The sequence below is a fragment of the Labilibacter marinus genome (assembly GCF_001659685.2).
In the GTDB taxonomy this organism is placed as follows: domain Bacteria; phylum Bacteroidota; class Bacteroidia; order Bacteroidales; family Marinilabiliaceae; genus Saccharicrinis; species Saccharicrinis marinus.
Map to the genome: position 1 here is coordinate 1 of NZ_LXYE02000053.1, position 20,466 is coordinate 20,466.

Annotated in this window: 18 protein-coding genes; 8 read left to right on the forward strand and 10 right to left on the reverse strand. The window is 35.4% G+C overall.

The features are described from left to right. Nucleotides 1-68: 68 nt before the first annotated feature. Complete coding sequence (locus A8L32_RS20295) at nucleotides 69-323, reverse strand: hypothetical protein (RefSeq protein WP_075591363.1); 255 nt, start codon at nucleotides 321-323, stop codon at nucleotides 69-71. A gap of 10 nt (nucleotides 324-333) precedes the next feature. Continuing rightward, nucleotides 334-825, reverse strand: a complete 492-nt coding sequence (locus A8L32_RS20300) for a hypothetical protein (protein WP_143525181.1) — start codon at nucleotides 823-825, stop codon at nucleotides 334-336. Between the two features lie 132 nt (nucleotides 826-957). On the opposite strand from A8L32_RS20300, the gene A8L32_RS20305 reads away from it, so the two are divergent. From A8L32_RS20305 to A8L32_RS20335, 7 genes are all read left to right on the forward strand, one after another. Then, nucleotides 958-1,605, forward strand: a complete 648-nt coding sequence (locus tag A8L32_RS20305) for a M50 family metallopeptidase (protein WP_075591364.1) — start codon at nucleotides 958-960, stop codon at nucleotides 1,603-1,605. A gap of 113 nt (nucleotides 1,606-1,718) precedes the next feature. Then, on the forward strand, nucleotides 1,719-2,405 hold the full coding sequence (locus A8L32_RS20310) for an OB-fold-containig protein (RefSeq protein ID WP_075591365.1): 687 nt from the start codon (nucleotides 1,719-1,721) through the stop codon (nucleotides 2,403-2,405). Nucleotides 2,406-2,410: 5 nt separating this feature from the next. Further along, entirely contained in the window at nucleotides 2,411-4,528 is a 2,118-nt protein-coding gene (locus tag A8L32_RS20315) for a flotillin family protein (protein ID WP_075591366.1), read from the forward strand. Nucleotides 4,529-4,985: 457 nt separating this feature from the next. Continuing rightward, complete coding sequence (locus tag A8L32_RS20320; protein WP_075591367.1) at nucleotides 4,986-9,905, forward strand: DNA repair ATPase; 4,920 nt, start codon at nucleotides 4,986-4,988, stop codon at nucleotides 9,903-9,905. Between the two features lie 250 nt (nucleotides 9,906-10,155). Next, nucleotides 10,156-10,563 carry a hypothetical protein gene (locus A8L32_RS20325; RefSeq protein WP_075591368.1) on the forward strand — a complete coding sequence of 136 codons (408 nt, stop codon included), beginning with the start codon at nucleotides 10,156-10,158 and terminating at the stop codon, nucleotides 10,561-10,563. A gap of 20 nt (nucleotides 10,564-10,583) precedes the next feature. After that, the gene (locus A8L32_RS20330; protein ID WP_075591369.1) at nucleotides 10,584-11,021 is read left to right on the forward strand and encodes a hypothetical protein; all 438 of its coding nucleotides are present in this window, start codon (nucleotides 10,584-10,586) and stop codon (nucleotides 11,019-11,021) included. A 112-nt stretch (nucleotides 11,022-11,133) separates the two neighbouring features. Next, on the forward strand, nucleotides 11,134-11,508 hold the full coding sequence (locus A8L32_RS20335; RefSeq protein ID WP_075591370.1) for a hypothetical protein: 375 nt from the start codon (nucleotides 11,134-11,136) through the stop codon (nucleotides 11,506-11,508). A 61-nt stretch (nucleotides 11,509-11,569) separates the two neighbouring features. Here the strand turns inward: A8L32_RS20335 and ung are convergent, their stop codons facing one another. After that, entirely contained in the window at nucleotides 11,570-12,232 is a 663-nt protein-coding gene (gene ung, locus A8L32_RS20340) for a uracil-DNA glycosylase (RefSeq protein ID WP_075591371.1), read from the reverse strand. A 347-nt stretch (nucleotides 12,233-12,579) separates the two neighbouring features. Here ung and A8L32_RS20345 point away from each other — a divergent pair, with 347 nt between their 5' ends. Next, the gene (locus tag A8L32_RS20345) at nucleotides 12,580-14,184 is read left to right on the forward strand and encodes a DUF6377 domain-containing protein (RefSeq protein ID WP_075591372.1); all 1,605 of its coding nucleotides are present in this window, start codon (nucleotides 12,580-12,582) and stop codon (nucleotides 14,182-14,184) included. A 6-nt stretch (nucleotides 14,185-14,190) separates the two neighbouring features. Here A8L32_RS20345 and cobU read toward each other — a convergent pair whose 3' ends face one another. The 7 genes from cobU to A8L32_RS20380 all read right to left on the reverse strand — a co-directional run bounded on the left by cobU (nucleotide 14,191) and on the right by A8L32_RS20380 (nucleotide 20,335). Beyond that, entirely contained in the window at nucleotides 14,191-14,700 is a 510-nt protein-coding gene (gene cobU / locus A8L32_RS20350; RefSeq protein WP_075591373.1) for a bifunctional adenosylcobinamide kinase/adenosylcobinamide-phosphate guanylyltransferase, read from the reverse strand. 70 nt (nucleotides 14,701-14,770) lie between these two features. Continuing rightward, nucleotides 14,771-15,340, reverse strand: a complete 570-nt coding sequence (gene cobC / locus A8L32_RS20355) for an alpha-ribazole phosphatase (protein WP_075591374.1) — start codon at nucleotides 15,338-15,340, stop codon at nucleotides 14,771-14,773. Between the two features lie 4 nt (nucleotides 15,341-15,344). Further along, nucleotides 15,345-16,112, reverse strand: a complete 768-nt coding sequence (locus A8L32_RS20360; protein WP_075591375.1) for an adenosylcobinamide-GDP ribazoletransferase — start codon at nucleotides 16,110-16,112, stop codon at nucleotides 15,345-15,347. Nucleotides 16,113-16,179: 67 nt separating this feature from the next. Beyond that, nucleotides 16,180-17,214 carry a nicotinate-nucleotide--dimethylbenzimidazole phosphoribosyltransferase gene (gene cobT, locus A8L32_RS20365; RefSeq protein WP_075591376.1) on the reverse strand — a complete coding sequence of 345 codons (1,035 nt, stop codon included), beginning with the start codon at nucleotides 17,212-17,214 and terminating at the stop codon, nucleotides 16,180-16,182. 97 nt (nucleotides 17,215-17,311) lie between these two features. Then, nucleotides 17,312-18,121 carry a hypothetical protein gene (locus A8L32_RS20370; protein WP_075591377.1) on the reverse strand — a complete coding sequence of 270 codons (810 nt, stop codon included), beginning with the start codon at nucleotides 18,119-18,121 and terminating at the stop codon, nucleotides 17,312-17,314. 78 nt (nucleotides 18,122-18,199) lie between these two features. Continuing rightward, the gene (locus A8L32_RS23740) at nucleotides 18,200-19,558 is read right to left on the reverse strand and encodes an SO_0444 family Cu/Zn efflux transporter (RefSeq protein WP_075591378.1); all 1,359 of its coding nucleotides are present in this window, start codon (nucleotides 19,556-19,558) and stop codon (nucleotides 18,200-18,202) included. Between the two features lie 138 nt (nucleotides 19,559-19,696). Then, nucleotides 19,697-20,335, reverse strand: coding sequence for a LolA family protein (locus A8L32_RS20380; RefSeq protein WP_075591379.1), 639 nt, complete (start codon nucleotides 20,333-20,335; stop codon nucleotides 19,697-19,699). Nucleotides 20,336-20,466 lie beyond the last annotated feature (131 nt).

Sequence of the window (20,466 nt, forward strand, 5' to 3'; positions counted from 1 at the left end):
AAAATGTGTAAGAGGTAAATCTAGAAGGTAGGTTAGGCTAAGATTGTTTAGTTATAGGGCACTAGAGCTTACTTCACCTTTTTTAAATCTTTAATATTGAATTCATATTCTTTCTCGAATTCTATTTTTAAAGAATCAAACTCCTCATCGAGTACAAATTTATAGCCAGCTATCGTATCGTTGGGGATGATTTTTTTGCCTTTGTACTTTTTGAAAAATGCCTTTATCAATTTTGCGTTATCCGCATTGATAGCAACAAAGCATTCCAAAGCTGTATTTTCATACATGTTATAATCACTCTTGATTGATCTAAGTATTCCCATTTTTAGTTCGTTATTTAAGTCCCTCGTTTATGTTATCAATGTCATCTTCAAAATCTATACGAATATCTTCGTGAAGTGTATTTAGCGCCTTATTTATATTTTTTACTTGTCGCTCGTATAAATTGACCATCACTTTACTTTCTTTAAAGGAAACACCGCAGTTTTGCATATTTAAGCAAAAGCATATTAATAGTTCAATGGCAGTTTCTTTTTTGCCTGAGTGTTTAATGTGTTTAGTCACAACTCGAAGTATTCTGCGAATGTTTTTCTTTGTGTAGTAAAAGGTGTTCTTGTCAATGCTCAGAAATTCAGTTTCTATTTCCTCCTTAATAGTATTGATGTAATCAAGTTCATTATCAGCTTCGAATAGCAGGTAATTAAGTAATTCTTTATTATCCTTTTTGTATTTAGCCATTCTCAAGCAGTGCTCAACAATGAGTTCCTTGGGCATCTGCTCCAGTTCTTTTTTTATCGTATGAACGGTGTTAATCTTTATTGGCATATACTGGTTTGTTATTCTTAGCAAACATACTAAAAGTTCAGGATAGGCTAAGTGATTTCTCATGATCGGTCACTTCTTTTTCTACTCTTTTATACAGAATTGTTTTTTATATTGTGTTCAAAATATTTAACAATGAAATCGAAGTTATTCTTAATTGTATTTAGTGCGATTATCTATTGGGTTTTGGTTAATTATGTTCCGTTTGGGACGTATATTGTTTTACCCATTAATTTGTTTGTGACTTTTTTACATGAGTTAGGGCATGCAGTATTTGCATTAATAACAGGAGGGAATGTTCATGAAGTCTTTATTCAGAGTAATGGAGCAGGGTATGCAGTTACTTCAGGTGGATTTGTGCCTCTCATTTTAATGGGAGGATATATTGGAAGTGCGTTATTTGGTAATTTATTATTATTCATAGGAATTTGTAAGCCTAAAACGAGCATGGTAGCATTATATGTTATTATTGCCATTTTAGTTTTTACAGCCATATGGTGGTATAGCTCAATATTTACTACGATTCTTTTATTGTTGTTTTCTGGCTTAGCATTTCTGCTGAGTAAAAAATCAAAAAAATTAGTCGCAGATTTATTGGTGGTTATTGGAACGGTTAGCCTTCTTTATATTATCATGGATTATAATTCTGGTCCATCATCGGATTTAGCCAAGTTTACTGAGATAGTACCGATTCTACCTCAAGCAATATGGGCCATTGTATGGCTTATATTAGTCGTTTGGATGACTTATCTTACTTTGAAAAAAGCATTTAGGAAGTCATAATTAAGATACTTCCTCTGTAGGAAAATAACAATAAATTATTATATTCGTCCGTCTTGTTTTATTTAAAGGAATATTTCAAGATATCCTAGAACTATTTATTAACTAAACCAACTATGAAAGAAACATTAGACGCTGCGTTTTCTGCGATTAATATTATTCCTACCGTATTTCTTATTCTCATATTAATTTATTGGTTAACTGTAATTATTGGTGTTTTTAATATCGATAGTTTTGATATTGATGCGGATGCTGACCTTGATGTGGATGTGGACGTAGATGCCGATGTTGACCTGGATGCTGATATAGATGCCGACGCTGACGTAAGTGCAGGTGATTCGTTACTTTGGTTAAACTCTGCTCTTTCCTTTTTTAATTTAGGAAAAGTACCTTTCATGTTGATTTTGAGTTTTTTTGTATTGTCGATGTGGGTTATTTCGCTACTGATGAATAATGCATTAAATAATGGTTCTGTTCTGTTATCGCTTGTTTATTTAATCCCCAATATTTTGGTTAGTGCTTTTATCATGAAGTTTTTAACCAGTCCTTTTGTGAAGTTATTTGAGAAAGCAGAAAGTGATATTGATAGCAATGTTAGACTAACGGGTAAAATGTGCAAGGTGACTTTAAATGCAACGCATCATAAAATGGGTCAAGCAGAGATTAAGATAGAGGGCTCATCATTTATTATTAATGTGAAGTCCACGGAGGAACAATATAATTTATATAAAGGAGACAGTTGTTTAGTGATAGACTATATACCGGAGAAAAAGATTTACTTAATTGAACCATATAAAAACTAGAAAAGATGTTTGAAGGATTATCAGGATTACCAACAATAATTATTGTTGCTATTTGTGTAATATTATTTGGGTTTATCATATTAGTGATTAAAACCTATCGTAAGGCTACCCAGGGGCAGTCGCTTGTTCGTACTGGTCAGGGGGGTGTTAAAGTTTCATTTGGAGGAATGTTTGTTATCCCAGTTCTTCACCAAATGGAGTTAATGGACATCACGCTTAAAACAGTAACCATTGCTCGTCAAGGTAAAGAAGGATTGATTTGTAAAGATAACTTGAGAGCCGATATTAAGGTTAACTTCTTTGTTCGTGTAAATAAAACTTCAGAAGATGTAATTCAAGTTGCACAAGCCATTGGTTGCGATAGAGCATCTGATAAAGAATCATTGGTAGATTTATTTGATGCTAAGTTTTCTGAAGCATTAAAGACGGTAGGTAAGCAATTTGATTTTGTTGAATTATATAACTCAAGGGAGCAATTTAAGTTAGAAATACTTAGGACAATTGGTACCGATTTGAATGGTTATGTACTGGATGATTGTGCCATTGATTATCTAGAGCAAACATCTATTGACGTACTATCTCCTGATAATATTTTAGATGTTGAGGGTATCAAGAAGATTACGAAGATTACTGCCGAACAACAAATATTATCTAATCAGATTAGAAGAGATAAAGAAAAAACTGTAACCAAGCAAGATGTTGAGGCCAAAGAAACTGTGCTACAATTAGAAAAACAGTTGGCAGAAACAGAAGAAAAACAAAAGAGAGAAATTGCTAATATTAAATCACGCGAGGAAGCCGAGATTTTTAAGGTAGAGCAAGAACAAAAGCTAATCAGTGAAAATGCTAGACTAGCAACAGAAGAAGAAGTTCAGGTAGCAGAAGAGAATAAAGAGCGACAAGTTATTGTAGCGCGTAAAAATAAAGAACGCACCGAGGCTATCGAAAATGAAGCTGTATTAAAAGACCAACAGATTGAAGAAAATGAGCGCGAACGACTTGTAAGCATGGCTCGTTTAGATAAAGATAAAGCTCTAGAAGGTGAGCAAAAGAAAATGCAAGAAGTCATTCGTGAGCGAGTTGAAGTAGAGAAGTCGGTTGTTATTGAAGAGGAAAAAATAAAAGATACCAAAGCACATGCTGAGGCGGAAAGAAATAAGTTAGTGGCCATCAAGGATGCAGAGAAGGAAGCAGAAACGAATCTGGTGACTGAAATTAAAAGTGCTGAAGCGCATCGTAAAGCGGCTGAATTTCAAACTGAGCAACGTATCATGGAGGCTAAAGCTGCTGAAGAGGCTGCTGATAAAGAGGCTAATGCCACTAAAATATTAGCGGAGGCTAAAGCTGCTGAAGCTGCAGCATTAGGAATTTCTGAAGCGCAGGTGATTGAAGCTAAAGCGGAAGCCAAGGAGAAAGAAGGTATGGTTGATGCGAAACTTATTCTTGAAAAATCAAAAGCACAAGCTGAATCTATTAAAGAAACAGGTTTGGCTGAAGCTACTGTTGTAGAAGCTAAAGCGGATGCTGCCGAGAAAGAAGGTATGGCCGTTAACCGCGTAGACAGCGAGAAATACACTGTAGAAGCTAAAGGTATTGAAGAAAAAGCTGCTGCCATGAAGAAGTTAGATGGCGTAGGTAAAGAGCATGAAGAGTTCAAATTGAAATTAGATAAGGACAAAGAAATTCAGTTAGCTAAAATCAATATTCAAAAAGATATTGCAGAGTCGCAAGCTAAGGTGATTAGCGAAGCACTTAAAGCTGCTAATATTGATATTGTAGGAGGTGAAACGATGTTCTTTGAGCAAATTATGGGAGCTATCTCTAATGGTAAGAGTGTAGATAAAGTAGTTAATAATAGTGAGGTTTTAAAGCAAGTAAAAGATACTTTCTTCTCTACTGAGGATGGGCAATCTTTTAAAGATAACATGTCTAGCTTTATTAATCAGTTTGGTGTTTCTTCCGATGATTTGAAAAACTTAACTATCTCAAATCTTTTATTTAAAATTGGCAATTTGGCCAATAATGAAAGTGATAAAAGCTCCATCTTTAATTTATTAGATATTGCAAAAAGTATGGGCTTATCTAATAAGTCTGCTTCTGATATAGGAATTGACCCATTTTAATTGTCAGACAAAATAAAATAAAGAACCCTCAGGACATGGTTCTTGTTAGTTCGAAAAGATAAAATTGTTAGATATCATGTAAATCGGCTCTCCTCCTTGCTAAGGAAACGTACGTCCACTTAGTGGAGGGGAGGTGGTTCTATGTGTATCTTAAAATTTCAGTTTTGTATGAGGTACAATTCAAATGTGTAGGGATAACTTTTAAAGGTTTGAGTGTTGTGTAGACAATTAAACCACCTCCCCTCGTACTTGATGATGTACTCCTCTATTTTAATGAGGAGTGCCGATTTACAGCTTAAATAATTTATTTTTTTGAAATATAAAGAACGATCCAAAGAGATTCCTAAATGGCTAACGAACAGTGTGACAATCTAAATGTCTCCAGTTTGTTAATCGATCAATAATTAAAGCTCATTTACCAGGCTTTCTTCTTTGAAATATAAACTCAAAGCAAATCATGGCTACAACCACACCGCAAGATACCAACGAAAATACAGCTGCCGAACCCCAGTTAGAACAAGGAACCTACGAAATTATTCGAAGTCGTTTAAACCAGCATGGTAAACAACTTCAGAGTAGATTAAATAACTTAAACGAGGAGCGTAAAGGTGTTTTTGGTTCCATAGAAACTACTTTAATTGGTAGCGAAAGAATTACAACGGCTAATAACTGTATCCCTGTGGATATGGTTACCATTGGTAATTCTTTTATTTTTGGTTACAACGTCATCATCGGACTGAAAAAGGAAGTGGATATTTCTGATGTTTTTAGCGTGTATGGCTATAACGCTGAAGAGCATAACTTTCATGAGGAATCCTTGGAGTTATTGATTTCTGATGAATTTGAGAAGGATTTTAAAAACTTATATAAGTACTACAAAGAAACGCAGTTTATAAAGTTTGGTAAAATAGGGCCTTCGCTATTCTTGGTTTTTAAAACAGGAAAAGGAAAGTTTGATATCAAGACCTTTAAGTTTTTGATAAAAGGAAATACGATAGAGTACGTAGATAACAGAAGTGACCACGAATTCGTATTTCCGGATCAGCATGAGTTTAAATGGACCCGCACCACGCGTGATATGCATGTAAAAGGTCAGTTTCCACACATCTCTATTGAGGAGCAAATTTTTGTGGAAACAACTGAAGGTGATTTGACCATAAAGGTAGAGAATAACACCGATTCTGGTTTGGGTATTTATGCCGAAGAGGTGGAGCATAAAACACAAACACTGGATGATGCAGAGTTTTATTATTCCATTATCGAAAACCTGATTGTACTAAAAATAAAGCCTTACCAAGAAGAGCAATTTCGATATATCGTTTATAATAAAAAAATGCAGGAGGCTGTTCGAATAGATTCGCTGGAAGACTCATGTGTTTTATTGCCCGATAGCCACGGTTTAATATTCGCCAATGGTTATTATTTGCAAACTGGGGAGATAAAGATTTTTGATAATGAACTGACGGAGATGATTTTTCTACGTCGTATACCATCCCCAAATGGCGAGGATTATTTATATATATTCTATAATCAAACTCGTGGCGATTATGTGTTACTATCCTACAATTTAATTGCTCAGCAGGTAGAAACACCAGTTATTTGTAATGGATATTCTTTGTTTGAGAATGGTGAAATCTGTTTTATGAAAACCGATGGTGCACCTAAAAAACACCATGCCTTACAAATATGGAAAACGCCTTATCTGGATAGTAATTATCAGTTGGAAACAGAGTCAAACCAGACTTCGTTTTTATATAAAATTGGCAATAAGGATATTGTTAGGGGAATGTCGGAATGTAATGAGGTACTTAAGCTCATTCAAAAAGAAGACAGTTATGCCAATCTGTATTTTGATATTCAAAAAACGGCCAATGATATTTTAGATTCGTATTATTGGATAGGAAATGAGGAAGCAGCCAATCTTCAGGAGCCTCTTTTACAAATTAAAGAAACGGCAGGGAATGCCATAGATGAATACGACAAGGTTGTTAGCATTAAAAAGAACTCGGCTGCAGAGGTGACCAGAGTGATGGAGCTAATTTCCAGTGTCACTAAAAAAATTAAAGACACCTCTTTTTCTGCTATCAATGAATATGTAGATGTGCTGGCAGAATTACGAACGCTGCGTGGCGAAACTATTTCGTTGAAAGAGTTGCGTTACGTAGATGTTGCTCATATCGAGAGTGAAGAGCTTAAATTGGAAGAATTCAATCAGGAGATTTCAAATAACTGTGTTCAGTTTCTGCTGAAACCTGAAGCCTTAGAACCATACAGTAATAAAGTTGAAGAGCTGAAGGGTGATATTAAGGAAGTGAAAAAGGTGGTGAAAGCCAATGACATTGAAGAAGAGTTGAGCCAGACTTCCGGTGAGTTAGAGATGTTGATTGAAATTGTTAGTAATTTAAAAATTGATGATGCCACAGAAACCACGCGTATCATCGATAATATATCTACCATATACTCTAGTTTTAACCAAGTAAATGCAGCTTTAAAACGTAAGCGTAAGGAGTTATTAAGCCTGGAGGGAACTGCAGAGTTTAATGCGCAAATTAAGCTGATTAGTCAAGGTTTAACAAATTACTTAGAGCTATCGGATTCTCCTGAAAAGTGTATTGAATTTCAAACTAAACTGATGGTTCAGATTGAAGAGCTGGAAGGTAAGTTTTCGGAGTTTGATGAGTTTATCGATAAGATTTCTACCAAGCGAGATGAGATTTATAACTCCTTTGAATCGAAGAAAATTAGTTTGGTAGAGGCTCGAAACAAACGTGCTAATACATTATTCCAATCGTCTGAAAGAATACTAAAAGCCATTCAAAATAGGGTTTCTAAATTTGGAGATGTAAGTGAGATAAATGGTTATTACGCATCCGACTTAATGATTGAAAAGCTTCGAAACATTGTTTCTGAGCTAATAGAATTAGAAGATTCGGTGAAGGCCGACTCTATTCAAAGTCAATTAAAAACCGTCAAAGAGGAGGCCATCCGTCAGTTAAAAGATAAAACTGAATTATATGTAGATGGCGAAAATATCATCAAATTCGGGGAGCATAAATTCTCGGTAAATACCCAACCATGTGAATTAACGATGGTTTACAAGGGTGAGGAGATGTTTTTCCACTTAACAGGAACTAACTTTTACGAGAATGTAAAAAATGAACAATTCTACGGATTTAAAGACCTGTGGGACCAAAGCATTCCTTCGGAAAATACAAAAGTTTATCGCGCGGAATATTTGGCTTATAAAGTTTTTGTAAAATGTCAGCAGGAATTCAATGGCCAATTAATTGCATTAAAAGATGACGATATCCTAAAGTACATTCGTGATTTTATGGCGCAACGCTATAACGAGGGTTATGTAAAAGGAGTGCACGATATGGATGCCTTTATCGTGGTAAAGGAATTAATAGAATTATTAAAAACAGCAGGACTTCTAAAATATTCTACCCAAGCACGTGCATGTGCTGTTTTATTTTGGAATAAATATGCCTCGGCAGAAGTTAAGGAATCGTACTATAAACAGTTAAAAGGTGTAGGTGCTTTATTAGAAATATTTCCAGATGCACAAGAGTTTCAATACATTGTTGATGGCTTAAAAGTGCAGATAGCAGAGTTTATTAACAAAACAGAATTGTTTAATCCTATTTTGGTAGACGAGGCAGCGGAGTACTTTTTTCATGAGGTGGTAAAAGATGAAAACTTTGTGATTGACAGCGAGGCTGCGGATTTATATAAATCGTTTATCGCTTATTTAAAGGATAAAAAGGCCAACGATTTCTATCAGCAGTCTATTGAAGAATTAAATGCTGAACCTGTTGCGCAATATAAACTGATTAAAAAATGGCTGAGTGCTTTTATGAGTGCTTCTAGTCAGACCAATAAAACTCAGTATACTGATGAAGTGGCAGTGCTCTTGATGCTCAATTGTTTCAATAAGAAAAACATTGTTAAGGCATCTTTACGAAAGGAGCTGGAAGGGTTTCAAGGAACGCATAATGCTTTGGTTGATGGGAAATATTCTTTCGATTACAATCAGTTTATTCTTAAATTAAAAGCATACGAGAAGAACACAGCACTGCGTTTTGCCGATTTTACAGCGCTTAAAAAAGATTTGATTCAAGATTTCGAAGAGGAACTTCGTTTAGAGGAATTTAAACCGCGTGTGTTGTCGTCCTTCGTCAGAAATAAATTAATAGATAAAGTATACTTACCATTGGTGGGTGACAACTTAGCCAAACAGTTGGGTGCAGCTGGTGAGGGTAAGCGTACCGACTTAATGGGAATGCTGTTATTGATATCGCCTCCAGGTTATGGTAAAACTACCCTGATGGAATATATTGCCAGTCGTTTGGGTATCATTTTTATGAAGATAAATGGTCCTGCTATTGGTCATGAGGTAACTTCCTTAGACCCTGCCGAAGCTGGTAATGCGAGTGCTCGTGAGGAGTTGAAAAAACTGAACTTGTCGTTTGAGATGGGTGATAATGTGATGATTTATCTCGACGATATTCAGCACTGTAATCCAGAGTTTTTACAGAAATTTATATCGCTTTGTGATGCCCAGCGTAAAATCGAGGGTATTTATAAAGGACGCAGTAAGACCTATGATTTCCGTGGAAGAAAGGTTTGTGTAGTGATGGCGGGTAACCCATACACCGAGAGTGGTGATAAGTTTCAGATTCCAGATATGTTAGCCAACCGTGCCGATATATATAACCTGGGAGATATTTTAGGCGATACAGCCGATGTGTTTAATATGAGTTATATCGAAAACTCGTTAACATCGAATAAAGTGTTAAACCAGTTGGCTGCCAAGAGTCATAATGATATTTACCCAATGCTTAAGTTGGCTGATTCAGGTAATAAAGAAGGACTTGAATTTGAAGCCAGTCATACGCAAGGGCAGATTAATGATTATGTGAATATTCTGAAGAAATTAATGGTTATCCGTGATGTTATTTCTAAGGTGAATCAACAATATATTGAGTCGGCTGCACAAGCGGAAGAATACCGAACTGAACCAGCTTTTAAGCTTCAAGGTTCGTATCGTAACATGAATAAGATAACCGAAAAGATTGTGACCATCATGAACGATGATGAGCTGGAGACTTTGATTCTTTCGCATTACGAAGGAGAGTCGCAAACACTGACTTCAGGAGCAGAGGCCAACATGCTTAAATTTAAAGAGATTGTAGGCAAATTATCTGATGAAGAAGTACAACGTTGGGACGATATTAAAGCTACTTTTCAGAAAAATATGAAACTAAAAGCTGGAGGTAGCAGTCAGGCAGCGCAGGTACTGGAAGGTATGGTGAGTGTTACCGAAAGTATTAATAATGTTTCTGAGACGTTGAAAAAGTGTATATGGAATAGCTAAAAAAGTGGGCAGTCTTCAGTAGGCAGTTAATAGTAATATTTCTATAATGACCGATAACGAATGTCGCTTCACGATATTGCTCCGACGGAGCCAAAGCAACAGCCCAGTGCATAGCGCTGGGTATACGTAATGTAAATCAACCGATGCATCACAAGGTCGTTTTTAATAAAAACAGAATTTGCATCGGAACTAGTTATTAAAAACAACCATTGACTATTTACTAAAATATAATAAGCAATAAACTAATGTTATGAATATAAGCGAATATCTTAATTCTGAAAAAGCCCAACTGGCCGTATTAACTAAAATGGCCAAAATTGACGGTCAGGTAACTGGTTCTGAAAAAATGTTTTTGAACCTAATGGCGCGTAAACTGGATATTTCAAATAACGATTTTGAGCATATTTACGAAAATACCGATAAATACGAATACGTACCACCCATTAATGAAGAAGATCGATTCATCATGTTTTATCGTGTTATTCAAATGATGAAAATGGACTTGTCGGTAGATGTTGAAGAGATAGATTTTTGTAAAGAACTAGGCCAAAAACTAAACATTAGTACCGATAAAATAGATGAGATCATTAAACTATCCATCATGAAAAATAAAGAAGTGGTGGAGTATGATGATATTAGGAAGTTGTTGGTGGGGTAGGTTAAATTGATGAAAACTATATGATAAAAGCTTATAGAGCATATACATATTTAGTTAATGTTATAGCATTAATATATATTGCAGCTGAAATTATTGATGGTTTTTCAACATTTTTAACTGAAGATTTCCTCATATTAGGTTTAATTGTCAGCGTATTATTTACCTCTTTCACTCTATGTAAAGCTAGTAGCCACTTTTCTGATGATAGAAAAGGAAAAGTGATTTCTTCAACAGAAATAAAGTCTATGATGAAAGAGGGGAATGTTGATAAGGGAATAGTTTGGGCTAATTTTTCATTTGGTTTTTTAATAAGTCTTATGATGATTTTATATATTATTGAAGAGTCAATTCGTAATTTAATCTCTGATGCGCCAAGACTAATCTCCATTCTAGTTATAGTTCTATATGGTATTGTTCAAATGCTGTTTGCTATATTGATAAAAAAAAAGATTCATTAATTATTTGAAACCAGCATTATTAGATATTGTGTTGATATAGCAGAAATGGTAAGAGTCCAGATTAAAACAACATAGAGGGACGCTTGGCTGATGATTAAATAAAGCTTTTAGAATGATTACCGACAACATCATTATAGCTCAAATATTTAGTGCCTTATTATTGTGCGCTTTTATCGCCTTACATATATACTATGGTTATGTTTCTAGCCAGCAATTAACCGAGATGATCAAGTATTACTTTAAGCAAGGAGGTGTTGAAGTACTATCTGTTGATAAGCTCAGTTTTAACGACCAATTAAGAACTGGAGCTATCTTTACATACATAAGCAAGTACTTGGTGAGGTATACTTATAAACCTTTTACGTATGGGAGTAAGTATTATAGAAGGGTTGAAATTATCAATGAATCGGGAGAAGAGGAGTTGGTTTATATAGCTGTTTTTGTAAAACAGAAAGCCATCGTATATTGCGATGAAGTTAAGTTTTAAATTCATTTTGCTCAAGCTTTCGTAGCTTTGCAATAAGCCGAAACCAATTGTTCCAGAATATTTACCACTTAATTTCTTTTAAGCCTTTACTACGTAAATATTCGTTGGTTTGGCTAAAATGTTTGTTGCCTAAAAAGCCTCGGTAAGCCGATAGAGGAGAGGGATGTGCTGATTTTAAGATGCAATGTTTGTTGGCATCAATATACATCGATTTTTTACCTGCATATGCACCCCAGAGTAAAAAAACAACATCCTGCTTTTGTTGAGCCAGATGTTTAATTAGACTATCCGTAAACTTTTCCCAGCCCTTTTTCTGATGCGATCCAGCCTGATGAGCTCTTACGGTTAAGGTAGCATTTAAGAGTAATACACCTTGCTTGGCCCATCTTTCTAAATTACCACTCTCGGGGCGAGGAATACCGCAGTCGCTTTCAATTTCCTTGTAGATATTAACCAATGAAGGAGGAACTTTTATTCCGTCGTTTACCGAAAAGCATAAGCCGTGTGCTTGGTTTATATCGTGGTAAGGGTCTTGCCCCAAAATAACCACTCGGGTTTCTTTTAATGGACATAGGTTAAAAGCATTAAAAATGAGATTTGCCGGAGGGAATATGGTATGTTCATCATATTCATCTGCAACAAAATCACTTAACTCTTTAAAATAAGCTTTCGAAAGCTCTTCGTTTAAAAGCTGTTTCCAACCAGATTCCATTTTTACGTCCATAGCCGTTATCTTTTATCAAGGTATAATATTACAATTTTTCGGCTTCCTTTTGTATTTAGCCAACGGGCTTTTACTTTTCACCTACAGCAGAAAAGTAAACAAAAGATGCCGCTGCTGCTGATAAAATTGCTAAAAACTTAAGCATATAACCAAAATCAAAGAACTCGTTGCACTGAAGTAACTTTGATTTTTTCACCTTATAAACTTAAATTTTCTGACGCATTTTATTAGAGGCAGAAAGTCTTTCAGCAAAAAAAATAAAAATAGCCGAGAAAAACGATTTGCTTTTAATTACTTTACATATACAACTAATTATTGTGAGTTGAATTCATTGACCTTTTAAATATATGGCGAGAATATTTCTAGTATTTGTTTTAGTTTTTTTTGCTTGCGAGAGTGCCTGCGCACAGGAAGCTGATTTGTTGAATCAGTTAGATGAAGAAATAAAGCGCGAATGGTTGTATAATCAGAACAAGGAAAATAGTTTGGATTCGCTAAAACATGAGGTGTTGTTAAATGCCACCAAAGGAAAGGAGTGGGAGCAATTTAGATTATATGAGCGTATAGCCAATGAATACTCCACTTATGTGTTTGATTCTGCAATGTTGTATTTTCGCAAAGCCTTAGATTTAGCTTACAAGCTTAATCATTCAAAAGCCATTGCTCAATGTCAATCTGATTACGGGCATTTATTGGTTTCCGTTGGATATTACAAAGAGGCCATTGATACGCTCAATTTAGTTTCTATTCAACATTTATCTTCAGATAAAATGGCGCGCCATTATGGCTATTTAGTCCGCGCCTATTACGATTTGGCCGATTATATTAATGATGACTTTTATGCACCTGAGTATCGCAGCATCGCAAGCAATTATGTAGATTCGGTTTTACTATATGCCGAACCGAATACAATTCAGCCAGTAATTACAAAGGCCTTGCGTTTTTTGGTGCATTGGCAACCAGATTCGGCCATGTTGTATTATACTTCAGCTCTTACGGATATGAAACCCGATATACGCGAGCGGGCTGTTATTCATTCCTGCTTGGGTTTTATACAAATAGAGATGAATAATACCAGCCAAGGCGAATCGCACCTAATTAATTCAGCTGTTGCCGATTTAAAAAGCTCTACCAAGGAGGCTTTGTCGTTGATGGTGTTGGCTAACTTTTTATATGAGCAAGGTGATGTTGAGCGGGCCTATAAGTATATTCTAAAGGCGAAAGATGATGCAGAGTTTTTCGGTTCGAAACAAAGGAAGCTTCAGGTCTCTGAGATATTTCCAGCCATTGAAGGTGCTAAACTGTTGTTAGAAGAACGCAAAAAAGAAAAAGCGATCAGAAGCACTTGGTTAATATCTGGCTTGACCTTAATTGTACTTGTTTTTTTATTAATTGTATATAAACAGCTCTTTAATCTTCGCAAGATTTGGCTGATGATAAAGCAAAACAACAAAGAGCTGGAGGCTTTAAATACCCAACTCAACGAAGCCAATAAGATAAAAGAAAAATATATTGGCCATTTTTTTAATACCGGTTCAATGTTCATTAATAAGATTGAGGATATCTCTAAATCGATGAATAAACTCCTGATTTCAAATAATCCTCAAAAGTTAAAGGCCGTATTAAAAAGTATCAACCCTAAAAAAGAACGAGAACAGCTTTTTCATAACTTCGACGAAATCTTTCTGAAGATATTCCCCACTTTTATTGATAGCGTTGAGCAACTCATAAATTCAGAAGAGAAGTACGTTTTAAAACCAGGGCAATTATTAAACACCGAGCTGCGTATATTAGCGCTAATAAGGTTAGGTGTTGATGATAACGAAACCATGGCGCAAGTACTAGGTGTTTCGATTAATACTATATATACCTACAAAACCAAGGCTAAAAATAAATCGCCCCTTCCTACAGAAGAATTTTTTAATAAGTTGGCCGATATTAAATCTGTGTAAATAAAACTATTTCACTTTAACGGGGATGCCGCTAACCATGAGAAATACCTGGTTGGCTTTACTGGCAATATATTGGTTCATCCAGCCTTGTAGGTCGGTAAATTTGCGCTGAACTTCATTTTCGGGCATCCCGCCTAGCCCAATCTCGTTGGTCACGAAAATAAACTCAGCATCTTGCTCTATCAGTTTATTAAATTCTGCCTTAGCCAGATCAAGAGAGGTGTCTATATCACTTTTGTTATCGAAAAAGAAGTTGGTTAACCAAAGGGTGATACAGTCCACTAGTACCACTTTACCAGAAAAGTTATGACTTGAAAGAAACTTCTCCTCTTCGATATTCTCCCAACGTTCATCCCTATCAGCTTTATGGCGCTCAATTCGCTTTTGATGCTCTGCATCCCAAATTCTGGAAGTAGCCAGATAAACGGGTTTGTCGCTTGCTGCTAATGCTAAGTCTTGCGCGTATGAGCTTTTCCCAGAACGCTGTCCGCCTGTTATTAAAGTTATTTTTTGCATACCATATTAGTCATTAGATAATAGTCATCAGTAAATCCATCACGATTGACCAAAGACTATTTAGTATTTATTATTTTATAAATTCTACTTCTTCAAAATTGGAGTGCAAGGTCAACTTAACTACTGCTCCATAGTTTAATTTTAGCTGAAATATTTTTAATAAAGGTATTTCTAAAAATCTCGATAATAAACATCGGATGACTCCTGAATGTGTTACAATAGCTATTTTATCTGCATTGCTGTTTTTTACTCTATCGTTGATGAAACCATTAGACCTTTGAAAGAGTTGCTCAAAATTTTCACCATTTGGAGTAGGGCTGTTAACGAAATCAGCACTCCAACTCTTCATCACTTTCTCATCTATATCTGCCCATGGTTTTAATTCCCAATCTCCAAAATGCATTTCCTTTATCCTGTCATCATAAACGATTTTAGCAGTAGGGAATAAGTACGAACTCAATTTGTCACACCTCATTAACGGACTAGAATAAACTTGCTGTGGTTCAAATAGCTTTAGACTTTGTTGAATGCTTAAAGCTTCGTCTTCAAAGGTATTTATCACATCAATATCCGAACTTCCGTAACACAAGCCTGCTTTGATGTCAGGTGTTGTGTGTCTGATTAAATAAACTTCCTTCATCGAACTAAATCATCGTTAAAATAGCACTTAAGGCTATTATACTTAGGTAAAAAACTACTTCGGTAACTTGTTGCATGGTGCCGAGGCAATCGCCCACATAACCACCAATCCACTTTTTAAAATATTTCTCTAACCATATTTTTGTGATGATTAAAGGAATTATAATAAAGAAGACTTGCCAATTCATAAAAAACAGAAAAGATGCAAGACCTATGATAATAGCGATCCAAAGATCTGTAATGTGCAGATTCTTGGTCACTGGTTTTACCTTACTCAATTCATCCTCTCGAACATAGGGTAGGTTGTACATGGTAGAAACTGCGAACGTTCGACTGATACTATGTCCAGCGATTAACGCAGGAATTACATAGGCTTGAGGCAAAGAACTAAGCGCAAGAAACTTTAACATTAAAAGTAATATCATACCTATCATGCCGTAAGCACCTACCCTTGAGTCTTTCATTATTTCAAGGATTTTTTCCGTAGTCCAGCCTCCTCCAAAGCCATCGCAAACATCGGCAAATCCATCTTCATGAAAAGCACCCGTTAATAAAACCGTACTCACCATGGACAATAAAATGCTAATGCTATTGGGGAATAAAAAGCTGCTAGCCCAGTACACCAATGCTCCTCCTGCTCCAACAATTATCCCGACCAAGGGAAAGTACCGATTGCACTTATTAAGGTTTGCCTCTGAATATCCAACCCAACTAGGAACTGGTATACGGGTGATAAACATTAATGCTGTAAAAAATAATTTTATCTCTTTCATGTTTTAAACTAGTATCAAGACCCAGGTATTTAAACCATTGACCAATGACTAATGACCATTGTACTATTTAATCCTTATTAGAAACGCCAGCATCTTCGAAACTACTCATCTCGTTAAAAAAGTTAACTGCGCTTTGAATGATTGGATAAGCAATGGCACTTCCAGTACCTTCACCTAATCGCATGCTGATATCTAAAACGGGTTCTGCTTTTAAATGTTCTAACATTAAAGCGTGACCTTTTTCGTGCGATTTATGAGAGAAAATACAATAATCTAACACTTTGTTATTAATTTCAGAAGCAGCTAGTAAGGCCGATGTTACGATGAATCCATCAACTAATATGACCATTTTTAGCTCTGCAGCTTTAAGCATGGCTCCAGCGATAGTCGCTATTTCAAAACCACCCAATGCTGCTAAAATATCTGCTGGAGTATTTTTATCTTGATGCAAAACAACCGCTTTTTCAATGACAGCAGCTTTATGTGTTATGCCCTTTTCATCCATTCCTGTTCCTGCTCCAGTGGCATCAATAGCGGCGCAATTTGTATAAGCAGTTAAAAGAGCTGCAGCAGCAGTAGTGTTACCAATACCCATCTCTCCAAAACCTATAATATTGGTTCCTTCTTGATGTAACTCATCTACAATACTAGCACCATTTTTCATGGCCTGTTCACATTGCTCAGCACTCATGGCAACTTCTTTTGCAAAGTTTTTAGTCCCATGAGCTACTTTAGCATCAATCAGTTTATCGTTGCTTTTAAAGATGAAATTAACACCAGTATCAGCAACTAATAGTTTTATATTATTCTGACGAGTAAACACGTTAATAGCAGCTCCTTCTCCTAAAAAGTTCATCACCATTTGAAAGGTTACCTCTTGTGGAAAAGGACTTACGCCTTCCTCAGTAACACCATGATCGCCCGCACATACAAGAATGGCTGGTTTTTTTAGTTCTGGAGTCAAGGTGTTTTGAATCTCGCATATCTTTTGTGCAATAGTTTCTAATTTACCTAATGAACCTAGGGGCTTGGTTTTGGTATTTATTTTATGTGTTATCTGTTCAGATAACTCTTTATTAATAGCTTGTATATTAAAATGCATATTTGAGTTTTTTAAGAATAAAAAAAGCGCCTTGATATTTCAAAGCGCCTGTAAAAATAAGTTATTTATTGGGCAAGCCATAAGGCTTATCCTATTTTTAAAAATTCCATCCTATTCTTAAGCCAGAAGTTATAGCCAAAGGAAAATCATCGATTCCGCCAATAAAAGCTTTGTGCAGACCAAAATCATGATCATCTTTACCAAAGCCATATCCAACACCTACAAACCAATCTAATACAAAGCCTTGTTCAAACACCCATTGTTTACCAATGTTAAGCATCACCGCACCTACTACATTTGTTTCTCGTTCCGGCTCGTCAATGCCGCCAAATAAACCATAAACAGGTTCGTAATCATAATTGTAGTAAGAAAAGATTAATTCGGGACGAAAATAGGCTCCCTTAAGGATATGGGCAAAACGCTGACCTTTTATATAATAGTCGGGGCTTTTGATAAACTTATATCCTGCTTTTAAAAATACACCAGATTCATTATAATCGCGAGTGTCCCAACCAGCACCTATAATTCCTAAGGTTGTTTCAAAGCTTCGCCCTGGACTAATACTTCTTTCGTATGTAATTTTGGTGCTATTAAATAAGGGAGAAAGGAAACCTACCTTAATGATATCCTTTTTATCCTTTACATAGTTTTCTGGGTCAAACATGGTATTGGTAAAGGTTAATTCTTTACCGTTAGCAAAAATAGCTTTGCTTACATTATTCTTGTTAATACCAAATACAACGGTCTCGCTAATTTCTGGGGTCAGATATTTTATTTCTTCATCGCCAATTTCTTTAATGGTACAATGGATGGTGTCGTTGTTGGTTTTAATTAAGCGATCCTGTGCTTTGATGTTACCTAATGCAGTAAAGGTTAGCATTAGAACAATTAAACTTAGCTTGTTCATTTTGTTAGGTTCTTTTAGTTATTAATTTGTTGCAAAGGTATGATGCAATTTTGTATAAAGAGTTGCTTAAGCAAATTATTATTTTAAAATGCCTTTAACATCGTAGCCTAATTCGTTTATAGCTTTCTCTACTTGACTTTCATCAATTTCTTTGCCAGTTATTTCTACTGTATTTATTGATGGGCTTGCTATAACAATATTTATGCCATCTATCTTTTTAAGGTTTTTCTCAACGCTGGCTTTACAGTGACTGCAGGTCATTCCTTCAACTTGAAAGGTTTTAGTTGTTAGGTTGCCAGCAAATGAAAACTGAGACGCATTAAAGTTGGGTGCTACATTTATTGAAGAGCTTGGTGCTATAATGGAATCGTTATTTGTTTTAGTTTCTGGTTTAAGTTGAGTTTTTCTTATCTCTATATTTTTACTGAGGTATCCATAAATGATTAATCCAATTAATACTACCGTGCTGGCTATCTTCATCCATGGAGGTAATAGTTCGTGTTGGTGATGAAGATGGGACGCATCCGTCATTTGAAACCACTCAGCAGGCAAAAAGTGGTTAATTAAAAATCCGAATACTAAAGCTCCTCCAATAATAGATCCTAAATAGCTAAATAGAGTTTTGTTACCAAATACCTTTTTAATTATGGTGATGGTCGCTGCATTAGTAGCTGGGCCAGCCATTAGTAAAATTAATGCCGCACCAGGAGATAATCCCTTCATCATTAAAACGGCTGCTATTGGTACAGATGCTGTGGCACATAAATATAAAGGTACAGATGCTATTAAAACCGTAAACATACTGAGTGCTTCGTTCTGAAGATATAAGGTGAAGAATTCATCGGGAATAATCGTTGATAGAACTGCAGCTATTAATATACCAATGATGAGCCACTTGGCTATATCCATTAAAAACTCGTTAAATCCATATTTCAAAACTCTTTGTAAGGAACGATCTTGGACGGTATTATCATTTGAACAACATGAATCGGTGCAAGTTTCAATAGGTTCTTTTTTATCCTTAGCTAATATATTTGTGACTACGCCTCCTATCACTCCTGTAATTAAAGCGACCAATACACGAATAATGGCAAAAGGCAAGCCTAGTAAAGAATAGGTTACTAAGATACTATCTACGCCAGTTTGGGGTGTGGAAATTAAAAATGATACGCTCGACCCTTTGGAAGCTCCATTTTTATAAAAGGATATACCAGTGGGTATTACTCCACAAGAACAGAGGGGTAGAGGTATGCCAATTAAAGCTGTATTTACTACAGATTTAAAATTGCTCTTTCCCATATATCTGTCAATCCAATGCTGCGGAAACCAAACTTTGAGTACGCCTGCAAAAAAGAATCCCAATAATAAATATGGCGACATAGCATTGAGTAGCTGAAATAGCTCTTGGGCAAACTCTTTAATAAAATCAAGTATCATAAGTACTGCTTGTAATTAGACTGTTTTGAAAATAAAACCAATGACCAGTTTAATAAAGAAACATGGTAAATGTCATTTATGTTTTAAGCAAAAAAAATCCCCAAATAAGGGGATTTTAAAATATCTTTAGAACAAGTATTATCTCATATCTATAATATCTACATCTGGGTTGGCTGCTTCATCAAACACAAACATATTATCTGCCATTGGCGTGTTTGTTTTCATATTTTTGATTAAAATGGTATAGTTGTTTCCATCTTTACCAATTTGTTTGATGCCATTCAGCTGCATATCGTTTTTCTTAATTTCAAGTTTAATTCTAGAGTATGGTTTGTCTCTATTGATAGGATAAAGGTCAATATGGTACATCACCACTCCATCCTTAGTTTTTTCACCAACAAAAGTGTACTTAAAACCTGTTTCATAAATAGTAAATATTTTTGCTGGGTTTAAAGTTTCTTCATCTTCAGGATCTGGTTCGTCCACATTTACTTCCTCGGCATCAATCATATGTGTCCACATTGTTTTTCCATCAAAGTAAGTGTCTACATCCATTAGGTTAACTTTGTATTTATCTCCTTTTATAGAGATGTCGCCATCGTATTGTTCCTGAATATCTTCTTGTTGATTTTCCATAGCAAAAGAGAAATCTGCCTCAATAGTGGTGTATGTTTTGGTTTTTGTAGATAACTGGTCTAATATTTCCTTTGCTTTTTCTGGATTCTGTCCGAATACAAATCCAGGTATAAATGCTATAAGTAAAAGTATTTTCTTCATCATATTAAAATTAATAAAACCTTTTTGGCTGGGATGAAAAAGCAGATGTTACTTGCTACGCCATGTAGGTTGTGTTTTTATAAATTAGTTAAGCTTTATTTATTCTATAATACAGTTAGTGTTTTCAAAAA

Coding starts and splice junctions, on each gene's coding strand:
- A8L32_RS20295 (WP_075591363.1), bottom strand. CDS start 323: ATGGGAATACTTAGATCAATCAAGAGTGATTATAACATGTATGAAAAT.
- A8L32_RS20300 (WP_143525181.1), bottom strand. CDS start 825: ATGCCAATAAAGATTAACACCGTTCATACGATAAAAAAAGAACTGGAG.
- A8L32_RS20305 (WP_075591364.1), top strand. CDS start 958: ATGAAATCGAAGTTATTCTTAATTGTATTTAGTGCGATTATCTATTGG.
- A8L32_RS20310 (WP_075591365.1), top strand. CDS start 1,719: ATGAAAGAAACATTAGACGCTGCGTTTTCTGCGATTAATATTATTCCT.
- A8L32_RS20315 (WP_075591366.1), top strand. CDS start 2,411: ATGTTTGAAGGATTATCAGGATTACCAACAATAATTATTGTTGCTATT.
- A8L32_RS20320 (WP_075591367.1), top strand. CDS start 4,986: ATGGCTACAACCACACCGCAAGATACCAACGAAAATACAGCTGCCGAA.
- A8L32_RS20325 (WP_075591368.1), top strand. CDS start 10,156: ATGAATATAAGCGAATATCTTAATTCTGAAAAAGCCCAACTGGCCGTA.
- A8L32_RS20330 (WP_075591369.1), top strand. CDS start 10,584: ATGATAAAAGCTTATAGAGCATATACATATTTAGTTAATGTTATAGCA.
- A8L32_RS20335 (WP_075591370.1), top strand. CDS start 11,134: ATGATTACCGACAACATCATTATAGCTCAAATATTTAGTGCCTTATTA.
- ung (WP_075591371.1), bottom strand. CDS start 12,232: ATGGACGTAAAAATGGAATCTGGTTGGAAACAGCTTTTAAACGAAGAG.
- A8L32_RS20345 (WP_075591372.1), top strand. CDS start 12,580: ATGGCGAGAATATTTCTAGTATTTGTTTTAGTTTTTTTTGCTTGCGAG.
- cobU (WP_075591373.1), bottom strand. CDS start 14,700: ATGCAAAAAATAACTTTAATAACAGGCGGACAGCGTTCTGGGAAAAGC.
- cobC (WP_075591374.1), bottom strand. CDS start 15,340: ATGAAGGAAGTTTATTTAATCAGACACACAACACCTGACATCAAAGCA.
- A8L32_RS20360 (WP_075591375.1), bottom strand. CDS start 16,112: ATGAAAGAGATAAAATTATTTTTTACAGCATTAATGTTTATCACCCGT.
- cobT (WP_075591376.1), bottom strand. CDS start 17,214: ATGCATTTTAATATACAAGCTATTAATAAAGAGTTATCTGAACAGATA.
- A8L32_RS20370 (WP_075591377.1), bottom strand. CDS start 18,121: ATGAACAAGCTAAGTTTAATTGTTCTAATGCTAACCTTTACTGCATTA.
- A8L32_RS23740 (WP_075591378.1), bottom strand. CDS start 19,558: ATGATACTTGATTTTATTAAAGAGTTTGCCCAAGAGCTATTTCAGCTA.
- A8L32_RS20380 (WP_075591379.1), bottom strand. CDS start 20,335: ATGAAGAAAATACTTTTACTTATAGCATTTATACCTGGATTTGTATTC.